This window comes from Nitratidesulfovibrio sp. HK-II (genome assembly GCF_003402415.2).
In the GTDB taxonomy this organism is placed as follows: domain Bacteria; phylum Desulfobacterota; class Desulfovibrionia; order Desulfovibrionales; family Desulfovibrionaceae; genus Cupidesulfovibrio.
The window spans coordinates 816,834-836,108 of record NZ_AP036014.1; the positions used below are offsets into that span (position 1 = coordinate 816,834).

A 19,275-nucleotide genomic window follows, 5' to 3' on the forward strand; every position below is an offset into this window, starting at 1 on the left:
GGACTAGGTGGCCCTTTCCGCGCCGCCCGTCCCGTCCGGCCAGCCCCACAGGAGCCCGCCCGATGCAGCAGTTCCGGGCCGACCTGCACATCCACTCCCGCTTTTCGCGCGCCACCAGCGGGCGGCTCAACGCCCGCCATCTGGCCGCGTGGGCGCGGGTGAAGGGGCTGGACGTGCTCGGCACCGGCGACTTCACGCACCCCAAGTGGCGGGCGGAACTGGCCGAGCAGCTGGTGCTGGACGAGGCCAGCGGCCTGTACCGCCTGCGCGACCCGCGCGGGCTGGACGCCGAACTGCCCGAATACGCGGGCAAGCCGCTGGCCGGGCGCACCCTGTTCATGCTCCAGGCCGAAATCAGCAGCATCTACAAGCGCGGCGGCAAGGTGCGCAAGGTGCACAACCTTGTCTACGTGCCCGACATGGACGCCGCCGACCGCCTGTCCCGCCGCCTGGCGGAGGTGGGCAACATCGAGTCCGACGGGCGGCCCATCCTTGGCCTGGACTCGCGCAACCTGCTGGAAATGGTGCTGGAAACGCACCCTCAGGCCTTTCTGGTGCCCGCGCACATCTGGACGCCGTGGTTCGCCCTGTTCGGCTCGAAATCGGGCTTCGACTCGGTGGCGGAATGCTTCGGCGACCTGTCGTCCGAAATCTTCGCCATGGAAACGGGCCTGTCGTCCGACCCGGAGATGAACTGGCTGTGGAGCGAACTGGACCGCTTCGCGCTCATCTCCAACTCCGACGCCCACTCCGGCGAGAACCTGGGGCGCGAGGCCAACCTGTTCTCCGGCGAAATCGGCTACGAAAGCATCCTGCGCAGCCTGAAGGGGCAGGGCATCGGCGGGCGATTCCTGGGCACGCTGGAATTCTTTCCGGAGGAAGGCAAATACCACCTGGACGGCCACCGCAAGTGCGGCGTGGTCATGGAGCCGCGCGAAACCCGCGCCCGTGGCGGCCTGTGCCCGGTGTGCGGCAAGCCGGTGACCGTGGGCGTGCTGCACCGGGTGGTGGAACTGGCCGACCGCGAAACCCCCATCCAGTCGCCGGGGCAGCAGGGCTATCTTTCGCTCATCCCGCTGCCGGAAATCCTGGGCGAGTTGCTGGGCGTGGGGGCCAAGAGCCGCAAGGTGGCCGAGCAGCACGCCCGCTGCATTGCCCGATTCGGCTCGGAACTGAACATCCTGCAGGACGTGCCCGAGGCCGAGCTGTCGCGGTTCTGGGAGCCGCTGGGCGAAGGCATTGCCCGCATGCGGCGGCGCGAGGTGCTGCGCCAGTCCGGCTACGACGGCGAGTACGGCGTGGTGCGCGTGTTCACGGACAAGGAGCGCGCCTCCATCCAGCGCCGTTCGGTGGTGGGCGGCCTGCCCCTGCTGGAGGGCATGGGCATGACCGCCGCCCCGCGCGGGGATGGCGTAAAGGCCGCCGCCAGCGCCACGGGCAAGGGCAAGAAGGCCAAGGGGGCGGACCGCCCCTCGCTGCTGGACGCCCTTTCCGGCCCGTCTGGCCAAGCTGGCCCGGCTGTTCAGTCTGGCCCCATGGCGGCCTGGGAGGGGCGCAGGGCCCCTGTTCCGGTCACCGCCACGGCGTCCGGCACGTCAGCTGGCCCCGCTGCGGAGCCTGAATTCGAATTTTCTCCCGCGCCCACGCCTGGCTCCATCGATGCCCCCGATCTTGCGGACGGCGACGACGGCCCAACGCCGCCCGCCTTTGCCGCGCTCAGCGCGCCCCGTCCCCCCGAGGGCGCATCCATGCGCTTCAACCCCGCCCAGCGCCGCGCCCTGACCGCAGGCCCCCAGCCGGTGCTGGTGCTGGCCGGTCCCGGCACGGGCAAGACCCGCACGCTCGTCGGCAGGGTGCTGCACCTGGCGGAAACGGGCATCGACGCCCGGCGCATCCTGGCCGTCACCTTCACCCGCCGCGCGGCGGCGGAAATGGACGAGCGCCTGGCGACCGCCCTTGGCGAGGACGCCCCCCTGCCGCGCACCGACACCCTGCACGCCCTCGCCTTCGAATACTGGCACCGGGCCACGCCCACCCCGCCGGTGCTGCTTTCGGAAGAGGCGGCCCGCCGCGTGTTCGCCGAGGCCAACCCCGACGAGCCCGCCCAGCGCCTGCGCGAGGCGTGGGAAGCCATCGGGGTGTGCCGCGAGAAGATGCGCTCGTGCCTGGTGGAGCATGCCCCCCTGCTGGCCCGCTACACCGAGCAGAAGGCGGCGTGGAACCTGGCCGACTACACCGATTTGCTGGAATTCTGGCTGGATCAGATGCAGAACAACATCTACGCCAGCCCGTGGCGGCACGTGCTGGTGGACGAAATCCAGGATCTTTCGCCGCTCCAGCTCACCCTGGTGCGGGCGCTGGCCCCGCACGGCGGCGCGGGCTTCTTCGGCATCGGCGACCCGGACCAGTCCATCTACGGCTTCCGGGGGGCGCACGGCGACGTGGCCGCCTTCCTGCGCGAGGCGTGGCCCGACCTTTCCGTGGTCGCGCTGGAGGAAAACTACCGCTCCTCGGCCCGCATCCTCGACTTCGCGGGGGGGCTGATGCGGGGCCGCTCGGCCTGCGGCCCGCTGCGCGCCGCGCGCGATCTGCCCGGCGAACTGCACCTGTTCGAGGCCCCCACGGCGGAAGGCGAGGCGGCCTGGATCGGCGAGCAGATTCGCGGGCTCATCGGGGCCACCAGCCATTCGCTGCTGGATGCCGGGCACGGCAGTTCGCGCCGGGGCACGGTGCTGGACGAGGGCGGGTTCAGCCCCGGCGACATCGCGGTGCTGGTGCGCGTGAAATCGCTGATTCCCCAGTTGCAGCGCACCCTGACCCGCTTCGGCGTGCCCTGCGCCGTGCCAGAGGCCGAAGCCTTCTGGACCGACCAGCGCGTGGCGCTCATCCTGGGCGCGGCCGGGCGCATGCTGGGCATCGGTTCCACGTCGCCGCAGGGCGCGTCTGGCGGTCCGGCACTGCCCGCCGGGCTCAGCCACCGCCGCCTGATGGCGGAAGGGGTGCACCCCTCGCTGGCAAACCGGCTGGGGCTGACGGCGGCGCAGTTGCATGCCTCCCTTGCGCACGACGAGGAAGGTGACGATGCCGAGGATTCCGGCGCGGCCGTTTCCGGCCTGCCGGACGGCGGCGAGGTCCCCTTGCGGCCCGACGTGGAAATTCCCGCGCGCGGCACGCCGTCCGAGGTGGACTGCCCGCCCAAGGTGCTGGCCAGGGGGCCGCTGGGCGTGGCCGCCTACCTGCGCGAAACCCCGCCCTTCGACGACCTGTTCTGGCAGTCCTCGGCCTTCCGGGCGCTGTCCCGCTCCTACGACACCCACGGCGGATGGGCCGGGCTGATGAACTGGATCAGCCTGCAAAGCGAGCTGGAACTGGTGCGGCGCGGGAGCGAGAAGGTGCAGATCATGAGCCTGCACGCGGCCAAGGGCCTGGAATTCCGCGCGGTGTTCCTGCCCGCGCTGGAGGACGGCATCATGCCCTTTGCCGGGGCGGGCACCCTGACCGGCAAGCCCGACCCGGAGGCGCGCAGCGACGTGGACGAGGAACGCCGCCTGCTCTACGTGGGCATGACCCGTGCCTCCGAGGGGCTGTTCCTGAGCTGCGCCGCGCGCCGCCAACTGTACGGCCGCGAACTGCGCCTGAAGCCGTCGCGCTTCCTGGACGACGTGCCGCTGGAGGGGCTGCGCCGCTCCATGCTGGTGCAGCACCAGAAGCGCAAGGAGCGGCAGCTGCCGTTGCTGTAGACCCGGCAGGCCGGTGCCGCTGCGCGCTGCTTCGGTTTTTCGGGGCACGAAGGCCCTGACGTTCGCGCGGGGTGCACCCCTCGCCAAGAACTCGGAAAGCAAACGGCCCGGTCATGCCGGGCCGTGGTGTTTTTTTGGGGAAGGGGAAGGCGTCGCGGACAGTGCGCCGTCGCGCGTGGCCCGGCATGCGCACAACTGGCCGGGCGGCGGGGGCAGGGTCTACAGCGGACAGCACACCCTGTACACGTAGCGCTCGTACAGGCCGGACACCCGGCCCGCCGCGCGGGGGCTGAGGCCAGCGTCGCGCAGGCGACAGTACACGTGCAGGGGATTGAAACGGTGCTGCAGAAAGTGCTTCACGTGGCGCATCAAAGTCTCCTGTTCCCCGCCGTGGTCAACCGAAGTCTGACGGGGGAACGACGTATGCCGTGCATGCCGCATGCCGTGGCGGGCCGTGGTCCATGGTGACGGCACCTTGCGGAAGGGGCGCGTCCGTCGAGCATGGCCGGACGTGGGCGGACGGCGGGAAACCGGCGTTCCGCCGGGCGCGGGCGGCACATTTTTGCCGGGCCGCGCTTGCCCGGCGGGCGGAAAGCCCGTAACCGGAACGGCATGCACGTTCCGCAGGCCCTTACCGCATCGCCTCGGCTTCTGTCCAGAACCGTGGCGGCCCCCTCGTGGGTTATTTCCGGCAATGTCCATGATAATTGCGCATTTCTTTCGGGGAAAGTGCACGAGGTGGGGCTGTGCCTGTTCGAGGCCGAAGCCTGCCTTGCCTACACCGATGCCGACCTGCCTCCGGCCATGACCGGGCTGCCCCTGTCCTGGCACGCCCACCTTCCGGTGGACCTTGCGTGGGGCCACGGCCCGCATGGCGCGCCCGGCGCCAGCGCGGCGCGCGTCTGCGCCCTGCTGATGGACAGGGTGGCCTTTCTGGGCGCGCGGCGCGCGGTGCTGCATCCACCCACGCCGGAACAGGCCCATGCGGCGGGTTTTGCCGGTCCGTCCGGCCCAGCCCGGCTGCTGGGCGTGTTTCTGGACGCATGGGCGCGCCACGGGCGCGATCCGGCCGACCTGCTGCTGGAAAACATCGCCGGGCAGGATCTGGTGGACCTGATTCCGGCCATCGCCGACGGAAACTGCAATGTGTGTCTGGACATGGGCCATGTCCTGACCTACGGTCAGCATAGGCTGCCCGCATCCGCCGCGCTGCTGGCGCGGGTGCGCATGGCGCACGTGCACGCGCCGGGCGGCATGGATCGCCACCGCCCCCTCACGGAGCTGACGCCCCACGAGGCGGCGTGGGCCGCGGGGGTGCTGCCCGCCCTGCCGCCGGATGCGGTGCTTACGGTGGAGGTATTCGCCTGGGACGGGGTGCTGGCCTCGCTGCCGGTGCTGGACCGCCTGCTGGCCGCCGGTGCGCCGGAAGACCGATCAGTGGCGGGGATGCCGGAAGTGCCGGAACCGCCCGGGTAGCCGGGCGGCGGCGACAACCTTCAGCAGGATTTCGCAACAGGACACAGCGCCGCGCGCCGCGCGCGGCGGACGCTTACGTGGCCGGGGCCGAGAGGAAACCATGAGTTACTTCAGGAAGCTGGAGACCAAGCTCACCCATCTGCTGGAGCTGCTCGACCGCGCCGAACGCTGGCTCATCGTGATCAACGCGGACCCGGACGCCATGGCCTCGGCCCTGGCGCTCAAGCGCATCATGATCCACCGCGTGGACGACGTGGCCATCGCCCGCGTCAACGAGATCACCCGGCCCGACAACCTGGCCATGGCCCGCTACCTGCGCATCCCCATGGTCAAGCTTACCCCCACGCTGGCCGCCCAGTTCGACCGTTTCGCCGTGGTCGATTCGCAGCCCCACCACCACCCTTCCTTCAAGGACCTGCACTTTTCCCTGGTCATCGACCACCACCCCCTCAGCGAGGAACACCCGGTGGTGGCCGACTTCAAGGAGATCCGCAACGACTACGGGGCCACCTCCACCGTCATGACCGAGTACCTGTACAATCTCGGCATCCGGCCCGGAAAGCTGCTGGCCACGGCGTTGCAGTTCGGCATCAAGACCGACACCGCCAGCTTCGAGCGCGCTTTTTGCGACGTGGACATGCGCGCCTACCGCTACCTGACCAAGTTCGCGGACCATGCCCTGCTGTCGCGCATCGTGCGCAGCGAATTTCGGCTGCACTGGCTGGACTACTTCTCGCGCGCGTTCATCAGCATGCACAAGCTGGGCACCGGCCAGTACGTGTACGTGGGCGAGGTGGAAAACCCGGACATCCTGGTGGTCATCGCCGACTTCTTCATGCGGGTGCACGAAATCCGCTGGGCGGCGGTGTGCGGGGTGTACCACGACACCATCGTGGTCATCCTGCGCGGCGACGGCATGGGGCGCGACCTTGGCCGTTACGCCAATCTCCAGTTCGGCGACGTGGGCTCGGCCGGGGGGCACCGGGCCATGGCCCGCGCCGAGATTCCCCTGTCCGTCGCCGAGGGCCGCAACGTGGAGTTCTTCATCTACAAGCGGCTGCTGGCCCCGCGCAAGCGGGCCAAGGTGAGGCCCGAGGCGAAGCCGGACGCCAAGCCGGACGTCAAGCCGGACGCCAAGGTGGCCGCGCAGCCCGCCCAGAAGGCCCCGGTCAAGGCGCTGCCCGCAGGCACGGCCGCCGCACCTGTCGGGGCGCCCAGTGTGTCTGATGTGCCCGGTGTGCCCGGAGTGTCTGATGTGCCCGTTGCGGCAGTCGCACCGGACGCGCCCGTGGGGACGGGCGCCAAGTAGCGGCCCCGGCCGCGCGATTTCGTCCTACTCCCAGTATTTTTCCCTTTCCTTGCGGGCCAGCGTTGCCGTGCACCGCGCCGATTCGCGTACGGTCACATCCAACTGCGTGCGGCCATGCCCCATGGCGTGCAATCGCGCTCGTTCACGGGGCGGTTTGCGGTTCCCCGCCGTCATGCCGCCTGCCCGCGCGCATATGGCAAGGCCGCCCTCCGGGGGTCCGGGGGGCGGCCTTGCGCGCGGAGGGAAGGGAAAGCAACCATGGCCGGGTGCCCCGCATGGCCGATGGGCCGCCCGTCCTGCGGGAGGGGGGCCGGGCCGCCGGTGCTACGCCCCGCGCCGCCTGCGGTCGGGGCGGCCCGCGTCGGCGCACAGCACGTGGGGCGTGCCAGAGGCATCGGTAAAGCGCACCGCCAGGGTCACGCACAGGTTGCCCGAGGCCCGTGAAATGTACGGGGCGGTCAGGCACTCCTCTATGCCGCTGCGCATGGGCAGGAAATATTCCTTCAGCGAATGGTCGGTGCCGCGCCGGGCGGGCTGGTAGATGAACCGCCTGCTGGCCGAAAGCCGGTAGGGGTTGCACACGGTGTCGGATATCTGCCGACCCGAGGCGTCGAGCACGTACAGGCATTCCAGGGCCGATTCCGCGTTCAGGTATCCGGCCAGTATCCCATCGAAATCACCGGGGCAGGCGCGGTGCAGGTCCTCGCGCAGGCGGTGCACGGCGGCGCGCAGGGTGGCCACGCGGCGTTCCTCTTCCTCCACCTGGGCCAGGGTGAGCGCAGCATAGGCGCGGGCCACGTTGTGCATGGCCGTTCCGCCTTCGGCCACCGCGCCTTCGGGCGAGGGGTGCGCGAACAGAAAGCCCTGCATCACGTCGGCCCCCAGGTCCATCAGCAGGGCGGCCTCGGCCTCGTGCTCCACGCCTTCGGCCACGGTCATGGCCCCGATGCGCCGGGCAAGGCCCACCAGCGCCCGCACCACCTCCTGGCGGTGGAACGAATCGGGCAGGCCGGACACCAGCGATCGGTCCAGTTTGAGCACGTCGGGCTTCAAGGCGGCGATGCGTTCCAGGTTGGAATGCCCCGCGCCCACGTCGTCCAGGGCGACCAGGAAGCCCAGCTTGCGGTGGCGCGCGGCGAAATCCATCAGCGCGTCGGTGTCGTCCACCTGCGATTCCACGATTTCCAGCACCACGTTGTTGTGGCTAATGCCCGCGGACTCGGCCAGCCGCTGGATGTGCCCGGACCCCACCACCCCGCGCCGCAGCACGGCGGTGTCGATGTTCACGAACAACAGGAGTTCCGGCCTGCGGCGCACCAGCGGCGCAAAGGCGGCAAAGGCCCGCTCGCGGCACAGGCGGTCCAGTTCCAGCGCGCCGCCGTGGGCGGCCGCCGTGGAAAACATGATGTCCGGGGGCATCACCGCGCCGCCGGGCACCCGGCCCCGGCTCAATGCCTCCATGCCCACAACCGCGTTGCGGCGCACGGAGACCAGCGGCTGGAACAGGGTGAACACGTCGGCGATGGCCAGGCCAGGCACCGGGGGGTGGCCCTTTTCGCGGGCGGGCGTGCCGCCGTGCGCCGCTGGACGTGCGGCGGAAGGGGTGTGGCTCTGCGGTTCGGCGGGCGAGGGAGAGGCCGGGCGCGCCGTGGTCGTGGCGATCATGTGGTCGTCTCTTGGGCGCGGCGGCGCGCGGGCAAAAAGGGCCGGACCGGGGCGGCGGGCGGGGGAAGGGTGCCCCGGTCCGGCGGAGGGTGCGGGCGGCGGGGGTTGCTGGGGTGTCGCCGCCCGTTCACGCCGTTGTCAGTTCCTTCGCCAAGGCGAGGAACCGTGCGCGATCTTGCCGGGTTGCAGGTGGAGCGGCAGGGTGCTCCCCCCGGCGGACCGGTGCACGGAAGGAACCGCGAAGCCTGGCGCGGTGTGTGCGCCAAGGGCCTCCGGCGGAAATCCACCGCCCGTCGCGCAGATGCCGTCCCCAACCTGGGGGGCGGCGTGCACGCGGGCGTGCAGCAAGACATCAAGGTTGCGGGCGTCGACATCCGCCGGGGCGCGCAACAGGCTGCGCAGCGAGGCGGCGGCCACGTGCATAGTGAACACCAGCCACGCGCACACCATGGCCGCGCAGACGACGCGGGCCGGGTCGCCGGGCAGGGCGGCGGCAATCACGCCCAGCCCGGCCGCCAGAAGGCACGAGAGCCCCGGCGCAAGGCCGCGCGAGGTGTGGCCGGGCGTGTCGCAGGCACGTCCGGCGCCCGCGGGCGGCGCTGGTATGGCGGGGTCTCCGTACGGTTCCGCGCGCAGGAAGGGCAGCACGTCCGCGTGGTCGCGCAGGGCCAGGGCCGTGGCGCGGGCCGCGCCACGGCGGCGGGGTGCGGGGCTGTCTGGCGTATGGCGGTGTGCGGGGTGCATGGCGTCTTTCCGTGCCGGTCGCGGCGGAGGCCCTATGGTTGCTGTTATGTCCGGTCCCCTTTCCGGCGGGCAACCGGGGTGGGGGGGCGTGCACGGCGGCAAGCCGTCCACGTGACCATGCCGGGAAGTTAGCAAAACAGGGGCCAACGGCGGCAACGTGCTGAATTTCAAGGCATCGCGGGTGAGTCGGCGGGGTGGATGGCAATGTGCCAGGTGTTATAATTACAAATTTGGATACGCTATGAGTGTTTGAAGAAACAAAAACGTAAAATAGGACAAGGCTGAAGCCGTGGAAAAACGGGATTGCCCCGAATATTCCGCTTGACAGCTTTCGCGGGGCGGGCGTAGGTTTCACGAAACACCTGAAACGGATAACGTCGGGACACCAAACCGGATTTCCGCAAGGACATCATTCAAGATGCTTTCCACCTCCGCCACCTTCACCACCGCTTTCCGTACCAACTATTACTTTTGGTACTTTTTTAGCTATGGAGAAGCCCGTGGCCGCATGGAGCGTGCGTAAGCATCTGACGAAGGTGTAAACACACGAAGACTCAAGGGGCCGCGGGCGAAAAGCCGGCGGCCCCTTTCTCTTTTTTTCCGGTGGCGCGTTACGCGCGGCGCGCCCCGGAGCGTGTGCCCCAAAGGCCGGGCACGCCGCAAGGCAACCCCGGCCCGCAGCCCGACGCTGCCGCATCAGCAGTACCCGGTACACGGGGGATACCCCCCGGCGTCCGCGCCAGACGGCCTGGGCGCAAGGTAAGGACGAACGATCACGGCCAGTTGCGCCGCAACCTTTCCGAAATAACAGGGGACGATACGATGCAAATCGGCAAAAGAATCAGGATGGAGCGCATTTTCAACCGAAAAACCGGGCGTGCCGTCATCGTGCCGCTGGACCACGGGGTGAGCGTGGGACCCATCTACGGGCTTGTGGACATGCGCGAAACCGTGAACCAGGTGGCCGAAGGGGGCGCGGACGCCGTGCTCATGCACAAGGGCCTGGTGCGCTGCGGCCACCGCGAGGGCGGCCGCGACGTGGGCCTCATCGTGCACCTTTCCGCATCCACCTCCCTTTCCCCCCGCCCCAACGCCAAAACCCTGGTCGCCACCGTGGAAGACGCCCTGAAGCACGGCGCGGACGGCGTGTCCGTGCACGTGAACCTGGGCGACGAGACCGAACGCGACATGCTGGCCGACCTTGGCCGCGTGGCCACCGTGGCCAACGACTGGGGCATGCCCCTCCTGGCCATGATGTACGCCCGCGGCCCCCGCATCAAGAACGAGTACGACCCCGAGGTGGTGGCCCACGCCGCCCGCGTGGGCGTGGAACTGGGCGCCGACGTGGTCAAGGTTGCCTACACCGGCGACATGGACAGCTTTGCCCACGTGGTGGCCTCTTGTTGCGTGCCCGTGGTCATCGCGGGCGGCCCCAAGCTGGATTCCACCCGCTCGTTCCTGCAGATGGTGCACGACGCGGTCCGCGCGGGCGCGGCCGGTCTTTCCGTGGGCCGCAACATCTTTCAGCACGAACGCACTCCCGCCCTCGTCAAGGCCCTGCGCGGCCTGGTGCATGAGGATTGGGATGTGGAGCAGGCGATCTCCCTCGTCGGCGAGTAGCTTCCCGCGGCGTATCGGCGCGCGGGCGGTGTCGGACGGCGGTTTCCGGTCGGTCACGTACCAAAGAGTACGCTCCCTCCCGGAATCCTTGTCCTCCTGGCCGGCGCACCGATACGCGCGCGGGAAGTGGTCGGGTTCGAGCGGTGCCACCTCCTTGCCAGAGAACGGAACTGCGCCGAATCCGGGAGAGTCGGAAGCGCATGACGCCCGGCAGTGAACGGCTGAATGTCCTTGTTCCTCCCGAAGAGAGTTGGCCCGAATGGGCCGCGCACTGGGCGGATTTATAGAGCGGTTCGCCGCCATGACAAAAATGTGAGGGGTCGGATGCGGACCATTCTTTTCAAGAGCGTGCCTTTCGACAAGGGCCTGGTGACCCTGGCGCTGGAATCGGGCGTGGACGGCATCATCGTGCCGCGCGCGCAGGTGGATTCGGTGGCCGCCCTGGCCCGGTGCCGGGTATTGGCCGACGAGGACGTTGTGACCATCGCCCTTGCGGCCAAGGCCGACGAAGAGGACGCCGCCGCCCGCTTGGCGCGGGGCGAAACCGTGGTGCTGGCGCGCGGGTGGGAGATCATTCCGGTGGAGAATCTTTTGGCCCAGTCCGACGACGTGGCCGTGGAAGTGGCCGACCTTGGTGAAGCGCGCCTTGCGGCGGGCATCCTTGAGCGGGGCGTGGCCACCGTGGTGGTGCTGCCTGAAGGCGCTGGCGAGCTGAAGTCCATCGTGGCCGACCTCAAGCTGTCGCAGGGCTGCATGGACCTTGCCCCCGCCGTGGTCACGGCGGTGGAGAACGTGGGCCTTGGCCACCGGGTGTGCGTGGACACCATGTCCATGCTGCGCCGGGGACAGGGCATGCTGGTGGGCAATTCCAGCGCGTTCACCTTTCTGGTGCATGCCGAGACGGAGCACAACGAGTACGTGGCCGCGCGGCCGTTCCGCGTCAATGCCGGGGCCGTGCACGCCTACGCCCAGATGCCTGGCGACAGGACCACCTACCTTGAAGAACTGCGCGCGGGCGACGAGGTGCTCATCGTCAGTGCCGACGGTTCCACCACCGTGGCCACCGTGGGCAGGCTGAAGGTGGAGGCGCGGCCCATGCTGCTGGTGCGCGCCAGGGTTGGCGACGTGGAGGGCGCGGTGTTTCTGCAGAACGCGGAAACCATCCGCCTGACCCGCCCGGACGGCACCCCGGTGAGCGTGGTGAGCCTGAAGGAAGGCGACCAGATCCTGTGCCGCACCGATTGCGCGGGCCGCCACTTCGGCATGCGCATCAAGGAGGACATCAAGGAATGCTGATGCGCACCACGATGCAACGCCGGAGGACGCGGCCATGAGCCTCACCGACGACAAGGACCCCCACTGGCGAGGGGATGCCATGGCCGCCAGCACCGCCAAGGCTCTCAAGGCTACGGACGGCGGCGCAACCCCGTCCTCGCCATCTGCCGACCCGGAAGCGGCGCTGGCCGGACGGCTCGGCCAGATCCGCCACGAAATCGACGGGCTGGATTCTGACCTGCTGCACCTGCTGAACCGTCGCGCCTCGCTCAGCCTGGAGGTGGGGCGCATCAAGGCCGACGACGCGGGCATCGTGTTCAAGCCCTTTCGCGAGCGCGAGGTGCTGGAAAATCTCATGGCCGCCAACGGCGGGCCGCTGCCCAACGAGCACCTGCGCTCCATCTGGCGCGAGATTCTTTCGTCCTCGCGCAGCCTGCAGCGGCCGCAGAAGGTGGCCTACCTCGGCCCCGAGGGCACCTTTTCGTACTTCGCGGGCGTGGAATTCCTGGGCAAGGCCGTGGAATACATGCCGCACAAGGATCTGGACGGGGTGTTCCGCGCCGTGCACGACCGGCAGTGCGAGCTTGGCGTGGTGCCGCTGGAAAATTCGCTGCACGGCACCGTGGGCCAGAGCCTGGACCTGTTCCTGACGCACGAGGTATTCATCCAGTCCGAGCTGTTCTGCCGCATCAGCCATTGCCTGTTGACCACGGAAACCAGCCTGGCCGACGTGACCACGGTGTACTCGCATCCGCAGCCGCTGGCCCAGTGCGGCGGCTGGCTGCGCCAGGCCCTGCCGGGGGCGCGGATCATCCCGGCGGATTCCACCGCCTCGGCCGCGCGCCGGGTGGTGGGCGAGAAGGGCGCGGCGGCCATCGGGCACCGCAGCCTGGCCGCACTGCTGGGGCTGAACATCCTGGCGCGCGGCATAGAGGACCAGCCGGACAACTGGACGCGCTTCGTGGTCATCGGTCCTGCTCCGGCGGGGCAGCCCGGCACGGACAAGACCTCCATGCTGTTCTCGGTGCCGGACAGGCCCGGCGCGCTGGCAGAGGTTCTGAACCTGCTGGCCCGCGAAAGCATCAACATGAAGAAGCTGGAATCGCGGCCCCTGCGCGGCGAAAAGTGGAAGTACGTGTTCTTCGTGGACGTGGAATGCGACCTTGGCAACGAGGACTATGGCCGGGTGGTGCATGAACTGCGCAGGCTATGCCATACGTTGCGCATCCTCGGGAGCTATCCCGCCGGGCCGCAGTTGGATATGAGCGGTGATTGACGCGGCGCGGCCTTTTGCCCTCTGGCAGACCGACCCAAAGGGCGCGAAGCGTGGCCGTTAGACGAGCTTGCGAGTCTTACGGCCATCGAGAGCAGAGCGTCAGGCGTCGCCTTTCCTTCGGGTCACGTACCGAAGAGTACGCTCCCCTCTTGAAAGGCTCGCCTTCCTTGCCAGAGAACAAAAATCCGCACCGCGCATGCCGTCGGCGACGGTGACCGGCGCTCTTTGCGTAAATGAGTTCGAGCCGGATCATCCGACAGGGTGCATCCGGGTTGTGTCTCCTACCCCCAAATAAAAAGTTTGGGGGGATGGGGGTCCGGGGGAAGGAGACCCTTTCCCGCTCTGCGGTCGCCATCCGTAAGGTTCGCGCTTGGCGCTCACCTAACGGCTGGCGCAAAGGGTCCCTTCCCCCGGTGGCTCTTCTTCCCATACGGATTGCCAAAAGGATTCATGATGGAAACCAAGCGTGAAACCGTGATCGTGGCGGCGCCGCCGTCCAAGTCGGTGTCGCACCGCATGCTGATCGGAGCGGCGCTGGCCGCGGGTGATTCGGTGGTGGAGCACGTGCTGGAAAGCCGCGACATCGAGCGCACGGCGGACATCCTGCGGGCGGCGGGCGCGCGGATCGAGCGCCAGGGCGACGGCAGGTTCGCGGTGTCCGGCGTGGCGGGCACGCCTGCGGGCGGGTTCGACGCGCCGGTATCGTGCGACGTGCACGAATCGGGCACCACCTGCCGCCTGCTGACGGCGGTGCTGGCGGCGGGCAAGGGCCAGTTCCGCATCCACGGCGCGCCGCGCATGCACGAACGGCCCATTGGCGAACTGGTGGACGTGCTGCGCGGGCGCGGGGTGCGCGTGACCTATGAGGGCCGCGAGGCCTGTCCGCCCCTGCTCGTCGATTCCGACGGCATGTCCGGCGGTTCCACCGCCATCGGCCTTGGCGAATCCAGCCAGTACCTGTCGGGGCTGCTGCTGGCCGCGCCGCTTACCAGCGGGCTGACCATCGAGGTTTCCGGCGACAAGGTGGTGTCGTGGCCGTACGTGGCCCTGACCCTGCAGGCGCTGGAAGACTTCGGCATCGGCTTTCGCGTGGAAACGCGCGAGACCCCGCGCGGCACGTGGCAGGCCGACGACTGGAGAATGTTGCGCGAAGTGCGGCCCGGACTGGTGCGCTTCGTGGTGTCGCCGGGGGTGTACCGAGCGGGCAACTACCGGGTGGAGGGCGACTGGTCCAACGCCTCGTACTTCCTGGCGGCGGGGGCCGTGGGTCCGCGCCCGGTGCGCGTGGCGGGCTTGCGGGTGGATTCGTTGCAGGGTGACAGGGCCATGCTGGACATCCTGGGCCGCATGGGCGCGCGCTTCGAGCGGGCCGACAACGGCGTGGTGGTGGCCCCGTCCAGCCTGACCGGGGTGGAAGTGGACATGGGCCACTGCCCGGACCTGGTGCCCACGGTGGCGGCCACGGCGGCCTTTGCCCAGGGCGTGACCACCATCCGCAACGTGGCGCACCTGCGCATCAAGGAATGCGACCGGCTGTCCGCCCCGGCGGCGGAACTGCGCAAGGCCGGGGTGCGGGTGGAGGAACTGGACGATGGCCTTGTCGTGCATGGTTCGCTGCGCAGCGGCGGCCCGGCGCCGGCAATTGACGAAAAAGTGATGCCATTTTTGTCATACGGTGACCATCGCATGGCCATGAGTCTTGCGCTTCTGGGGTTCGCCGGGGTACAGGTGGCTTTGGACGACCCGGCCTGCGTGGCAAAGTCGTTTCCGCATTTCTGGAACGAGTGGGAAAAGGTACGCGCATGAACGCAGTGAAAATCGCGCTGGTCGGCGCGGGGGGCCGCATGGGCCGCCTGTTCGCCGACAGGCTCTCCGCCGCGGGATACGCGGTGGGGGGCGTGGACCGTCCGCTGACGCAGGATGCCTTGCGTCATGCCGTGGACGGTGCCGCCGCCGTGCTGTTGTGCGTGCCCGTGGAAGTCATGGACGAGGTGCTGCGCCAGGTGGCCCCGCTGCTGAACGGCATGCAGGTGCTGGCGGACATCACCTCCGTCAAGGTGCGCCCCATGCAGGTCATGGAGCGCCACTACGCGGGCCCCGTGGTGGGCACCCACCCGCTGTTCGGCCCGGTTCCCCCGGCGGGCGACCCCGCCGAGAACCTGCGCGTGGCCGTGACCCCCGGCCAGGGGGCGCACGAGGCGGACGTGGCGCTCATCGAACGCGTGTTCGCCGACATGGGCTGCGTGCCCTTCCGCACCACGGCGGACGAGCATGACGAGGCCGCCGCCTGCATCCAGGGCCTCAACTTCATCACCAGCGTCGCCTACCTTGCCACGCTGGCCCACCGCGACGAGCTGACCCCCTTCATCACCCCCTCGTTCCGCCGCCGCCTCGACGCGGCGCGCAAGATGCTCACCGAGGACGCATCCCTCTTCGAAGGCATGTTCGAAGCCAATCCCCACAGCCAGACCGCTGTCCGCAGCTACCTGTCGTTCCTCAACTTCGCCGCCGCTGGCGATGTGGACGTGCTGGTCGACCGCGCCCAGTGGTGGTGGCGTTCGCACACCGAAAGGGGAGGAGTGCGTCCGTCATAGCTGCACGTAAGTAGTAGAGTAACGGACAAGGCAATCGTAGGCCGCGCTCCCTCCCCGGGAGCGCGGCTTTTTGTTTTCGATGCACCACTCACGGCACACCGCACTTGAAGGAGGACCAGATGGAAATGCCCGAAATGCCCGCACAGGCCGAAGTGTCTGACGGGGCGGAAGCCCTCGAAGCGGCGAAGACCCCCGATGTCACCCAGGCCCCGCAGGCCACCGCGAACGGCAACGGCTGCGCCCCCACCGGTTCCGGTGACGACATCCCCCCGCTGCCCGAAGGCGGCGAGATCGTGTTGCGCCAGACCGGCCGCTGGCTGGAGGCCGACGTGGACACCCCCATCAGCGTGTTCCTGGGCATGGTGGGGTCCGGGCAGGGCATCCTGCTGGAAAGCGCCGAAGTGGACGGCCGCTGGGGCCGGTTCAGCGTCATCGCCTTCAACTTCCTGCTGCGCCTCGGCTGCCGCGACGGCAAGCTGGAAGTGGCCGTGCGCGATCCGCGCCTTGCCCCGCTGCGCAGGTTCGACGGCATGGGCTTCATCGAGGGCACCCGCGCGGTGATGGGCGCCCTGCGCATCGAGCCGGACGGGGCCTTCGCCGACCAGCCCCCCATCACCCGCGCCCTGTACGGCTATTTCGGCTACGGCGTGTCCGGCCTGTTCGAGCCCAAGCTGGCCAAGGTGCTGCCGCCGTCTTCGGCAGAGGCCTGCCTGGCCCTGCCCGGCACCGTGGTGCTGTTCGACCACCTGTACAACCGGCTGTGCCAGCTTTCGCTCACTGACCTGCCGGGGGCCAGGGTGGACCGCAGCCAGGTGGACCGCACGCCCGAGCCGCCGGAAGTTGGCCCCGTCATCAACGTGCCGGAAGAGGCCGTGTACACCCGCGCCGTGGCCCGGGTGAAAGACATGATCCGCCAGGGCGAGGCCATCCAGGTGGTGCTGTCCACCCGTTTCCAGGCCTCGTTCAGCGGCGACCCGTTCACCCTGTACCGCCGCCTGCGCCGCATCAACCCGTCGCCGTACATGTTCTTCATGCGGCTGCCCGGCGTCTCGCTGTTGGGGTCGTCGCCGGAGGTCATGGTGCGCTGCCGGGCGGACAAGCTGCAGGTCAGCCCCATCGCGGGCACCCGCCCGCGCGGCACGGACGACGCCCACGACGCCGCCCTGGCCCAGGAACTGCTGGAAGACCCCAAGGAACGCGCCGAGCACGTCATGCTGGTGGACCTTGGCCGCAACGACCTGGGCCGCATCGCCGCGCCGGGCACCGTGCAGGTGGAACGGTTCATGGACGTGGAAAAGTTCTCGCACGTCATGCACCTGACCTCGCGCGTTACCGCCCAGATCGAGCCGGGCCGCGATGCGCTGGACGTGCTGGCCGCCACCTTCCCGGCGGGCACCGTTAGCGGCGCGCCCAAGGTGCGGGCCATGGAGATCATTTCCGAGGCGGAAGGCCTTGCGCGCGGCCCCTATGCCGGGGCCATCGGCTGGTTGGGGCTGGACCGCGACTCGGTGAACCTGGACACCGGCATCACCATCCGCTCCATGTGGGTGCGCGACGGCCAGGTGCACTGGCAGGCGGGCGCGGGCATCGTGTTCGATTCCGTGCCCGAGATGGAATGGAAGGAGTGCAACAACAAGGCCGCCGTCATCCGCGCCGCCGTCACCGGAGGGGAATATGTTCCTGTTAATCGATAACTACGACTCGTTCACCTTCAATCTGGTGCAGGCGTTCTACGGCCTTGGGCTCACGCCGGTGGTGGTCCGCAACGACGACCCCGCCGTGCCCGCCATGGCCGAAGACCCCGCGCTGGAAATGGTGTGCATCTCGCCCGGCCCCAGCCACCCGCGCAACGCGGGGTTCTGCCTCGATTTCCTGTCGCGCCTGCCGCACACCGTACCCGTGCTGGGCGTATGCCTGGGCCACCAGGTGCTGGGGGTGTTCGCCGGGGCCACCGTGGATGTGGGCCCGCGCATCATGCACGGCAAGACCTCGGACATCACCCACGACGGGCAGGGCCTGTTCCACGGCGTGCCCAGCCCCATGCAGGTGGGCCGCTACCATTCGCTCATCGTGCACGCCGAGGAACGCCCCGACCTGCTGGCCGTCACCGCCCGCGCCCCCGAAGGCGAGGTGATGGCCCTGCGCTACACCGACCGGCCCTGGGTGGGCGTGCAGTTCCACCCCGAATCCGTGCTGACCCCCGACGGCGTGCGCCTGCTCGCCAACTTTCCCGCCCAGGTGGCGGGGAAGGCCAAGGGTGTTGCGTGAAAGATGAATCGGGGGCGGGGAAGGGGACCTTTTGAAAAAGGTCTCCCTTCCCCGCCCCCGGACCCCCACCCCATCCCCCCAAAACTTTTCATGGGGGCAGGGCCTGAACAGAAACGATGCATCAGGGCTCGAAGCCCGATGGGAAGTTTTTGGGGGGAGGGGTTCGGGGAGGGAGACCCTTTTCCAAAAGGGTCCCCTCCTGAAGCGCGCCGCGAAAAGCGCGCCGCCTCCTGCGATATAACGTAGTGGCCTTGGTCGTTTCATAATACGGAATGAAATTCAAGAGCGCCCGGTTTCGGCCGGGCGCTCTTCGTTGGTTTGAGGGTTAGCTCGCCGCCTCGGCGTGGGCGGCCCGCATCCGGTCGGTAGCGATGCGGTGGTACTCGGGGGACAGTTCAATGCCGAGGAAGCGGCGGCCGGTGGCCATGCAGGCCACGCCGGTGGTGCCGCCCCCGGTGAACGGGTCGAGCACGAGTCCGCCGGGCTGCGTCACGGCCAGCAGGTCGTGCAGCAGGGCCACGGGCTTGCCGGTCAGGTGGACCTTTTCGGCAGGGTTCACGCTATGCCGCAGCACGCCAGGCAGGCAGTTCCGCGTGGCCGGGTTGGCCTTGCGCTTCACGGCGTACACCATGAACTCGGCATCGCGCCGGAACTCACCGAGCATCGGGCGGGCGGACGGCTTGTGCCAGACCACCAGCCCTCGCCACAGCCATCCTGCGGCCTGTACCGCGTCGGTGGTGGACGGCAGTTGCCGCCAGTCGGTGAAGACCAACAGCGGCGCGCCGTCGCGCGCCATGCGCCAGCACTCGGTCAACCACAGAGTGGCCCACGTGGTGAAGCTGCGCTGGTCCTTGTTGTCACCCAGCATGGCCGGGTAGCTGCGCTTTGTGCCGCTGGTCTGGTACTTGACCGCCGGGTCGGCCTGCCTGGCCGTCAGGGTCATCCCCCCGCTGGAGTACGGCGGGTCGGTGATCACAGCGTCCACGGATTCTCCGGGCAGTTCCCGGAGCACGGTCAGGGCGTCGCCCTGGATGATGGTGGCCACATCGCCAATGCGTTCAATCGGTCGGTCCATGCGAGGTCTCTCTTGAGGCTCGCTGGCCTTCCGTGCCGGGGGTCGTGCCCCTCACATGGTTTAGCGTCCCGCAGCGCGGGCATTTGATGGTGAGGTCGATGGCCTCTCCCTTGGCCAGCAGGCGGCGGCAGTTGCCGCAGCGCACTTCCCGTTGCGTGTGTCCCGTCATGTCGTGCTTGGTGGTGGCGGCCACTGGCGTCTGCTACAACCTCGGCACCCCTGATCAGGGCCAA

14 protein-coding genes and 1 pseudogene are annotated in these 19,275 nt (G+C 69.0%); 10 read left to right on the top strand and 5 right to left on the bottom strand.

Features of this window, described 5'->3' with window-relative positions; translation table 11 throughout:
* Positions 1 to 62 precede the first annotated feature (62 nt).
* Positions 63 to 3,740, top strand: coding sequence for a UvrD-helicase domain-containing protein (locus tag RVX_RS03205; RefSeq protein WP_116308066.1), 3,678 nt, complete (start codon positions 63 to 65; stop codon positions 3,738 to 3,740).
* A gap of 219 nt (positions 3,741 to 3,959) precedes the next feature.
* On the opposite strand, the gene RVX_RS03210 is transcribed toward RVX_RS03205, so the two are convergent.
* Entirely contained in the window at positions 3,960 to 4,109 is a 150-nt protein-coding gene (locus RVX_RS03210; protein WP_007524573.1) for a hypothetical protein, read from the bottom strand.
* A gap of 243 nt (positions 4,110 to 4,352) precedes the next feature.
* On the opposite strand from RVX_RS03210, the gene cbiR reads away from it, so the two are divergent.
* Complete coding sequence (cbiR, locus tag RVX_RS03215; protein ID WP_116308065.1) at positions 4,353 to 5,216, top strand: cobamide remodeling phosphodiesterase CbiR; 864 nt, start codon at positions 4,353 to 4,355, stop codon at positions 5,214 to 5,216.
* Between the two features lie 100 nt (positions 5,217 to 5,316).
* Positions 5,317 to 6,321 (top strand): annotated as a pseudogene (locus RVX_RS03220) (DHH family phosphoesterase); the annotation flags it as partial.
* Positions 6,322 to 6,849: 528 nt separating this feature from the next.
* Here RVX_RS03220 and RVX_RS03225 read toward each other — a convergent pair.
* Together RVX_RS03225 and RVX_RS03230 are read right to left on the bottom strand one after the other, a co-directional pair.
* The gene (locus RVX_RS03225; RefSeq protein ID WP_116308063.1) at positions 6,850 to 8,190 is read right to left on the bottom strand and encodes an EAL domain-containing protein; all 1,341 of its coding nucleotides are present in this window, start codon (positions 8,188 to 8,190) and stop codon (positions 6,850 to 6,852) included.
* A gap of 138 nt (positions 8,191 to 8,328) precedes the next feature.
* Positions 8,329 to 8,934: a hypothetical protein gene (locus RVX_RS03230; protein ID WP_116308062.1), complete on the bottom strand. Its 606-nt coding sequence runs from the start codon at positions 8,932 to 8,934 to the stop codon at positions 8,329 to 8,331.
* 822 nt (positions 8,935 to 9,756) lie between these two features.
* Between RVX_RS03230 and RVX_RS03235 the strand changes: the two genes are divergently transcribed.
* The 7 genes from RVX_RS03235 to RVX_RS03265 all read left to right on the top strand — a co-directional run bounded on the left by RVX_RS03235 (position 9,757) and on the right by RVX_RS03265 (position 17,967).
* Positions 9,757 to 10,554: a 2-amino-3,7-dideoxy-D-threo-hept-6-ulosonate synthase gene (locus tag RVX_RS03235; protein WP_116308061.1), complete on the top strand. Its 798-nt coding sequence runs from the start codon at positions 9,757 to 9,759 to the stop codon at positions 10,552 to 10,554.
* Between the two features lie 324 nt (positions 10,555 to 10,878).
* On the top strand, positions 10,879 to 11,850 hold the full coding sequence (locus tag RVX_RS03240) for a 3-dehydroquinate synthase II family protein (RefSeq protein ID WP_116308060.1): 972 nt from the start codon (positions 10,879 to 10,881) through the stop codon (positions 11,848 to 11,850).
* 34 nt (positions 11,851 to 11,884) lie between these two features.
* On the top strand, positions 11,885 to 13,105 hold the full coding sequence (pheA, locus tag RVX_RS03245) for a prephenate dehydratase (protein ID WP_172596671.1): 1,221 nt from the start codon (positions 11,885 to 11,887) through the stop codon (positions 13,103 to 13,105).
* 453 nt (positions 13,106 to 13,558) lie between these two features.
* Positions 13,559 to 14,911 carry a 3-phosphoshikimate 1-carboxyvinyltransferase gene (locus RVX_RS03250; protein WP_116308058.1) on the top strand — a complete coding sequence of 451 codons (1,353 nt, stop codon included), beginning with the start codon at positions 13,559 to 13,561 and terminating at the stop codon, positions 14,909 to 14,911.
* Positions 14,908 to 15,699 carry a prephenate dehydrogenase gene (locus RVX_RS03255; RefSeq protein ID WP_116308057.1) on the top strand — a complete coding sequence of 264 codons (792 nt, stop codon included), beginning with the start codon at positions 14,908 to 14,910 and terminating at the stop codon, positions 15,697 to 15,699. Before RVX_RS03250 ends, RVX_RS03255 begins: the two co-directional genes overlap by 4 nt.
* Before the next feature lie 119 nt (positions 15,700 to 15,818).
* Complete coding sequence (locus RVX_RS03260) at positions 15,819 to 17,393, top strand: anthranilate synthase component I family protein (protein WP_116308056.1); 1,575 nt, start codon at positions 15,819 to 15,821, stop codon at positions 17,391 to 17,393.
* Positions 17,374 to 17,967, top strand: coding sequence for an anthranilate synthase component II (locus tag RVX_RS03265; RefSeq protein WP_116308055.1), 594 nt, complete (start codon positions 17,374 to 17,376; stop codon positions 17,965 to 17,967). The genes RVX_RS03260 and RVX_RS03265 overlap by 20 nt, the downstream gene beginning before the upstream one ends.
* 325 nt (positions 17,968 to 18,292) lie before the next feature.
* Here RVX_RS03265 and RVX_RS03270 read toward each other — a convergent pair whose 3' ends face one another.
* Positions 18,293 to 19,042: a DNA-methyltransferase gene (locus RVX_RS03270; protein WP_420192355.1), complete on the bottom strand. Its 750-nt coding sequence runs from the start codon at positions 19,040 to 19,042 to the stop codon at positions 18,293 to 18,295.
* Positions 19,026 to 19,211 (bottom strand): Com family DNA-binding transcriptional regulator, encoded by a 186-nt coding sequence (locus tag RVX_RS03275; protein WP_420192428.1) that lies wholly within the window; start codon positions 19,209 to 19,211, stop codon positions 19,026 to 19,028. The genes RVX_RS03270 and RVX_RS03275 overlap by 17 nt, the downstream gene beginning before the upstream one ends.
* Between the last annotated feature and the right edge of the window lie 64 nt (positions 19,212 to 19,275).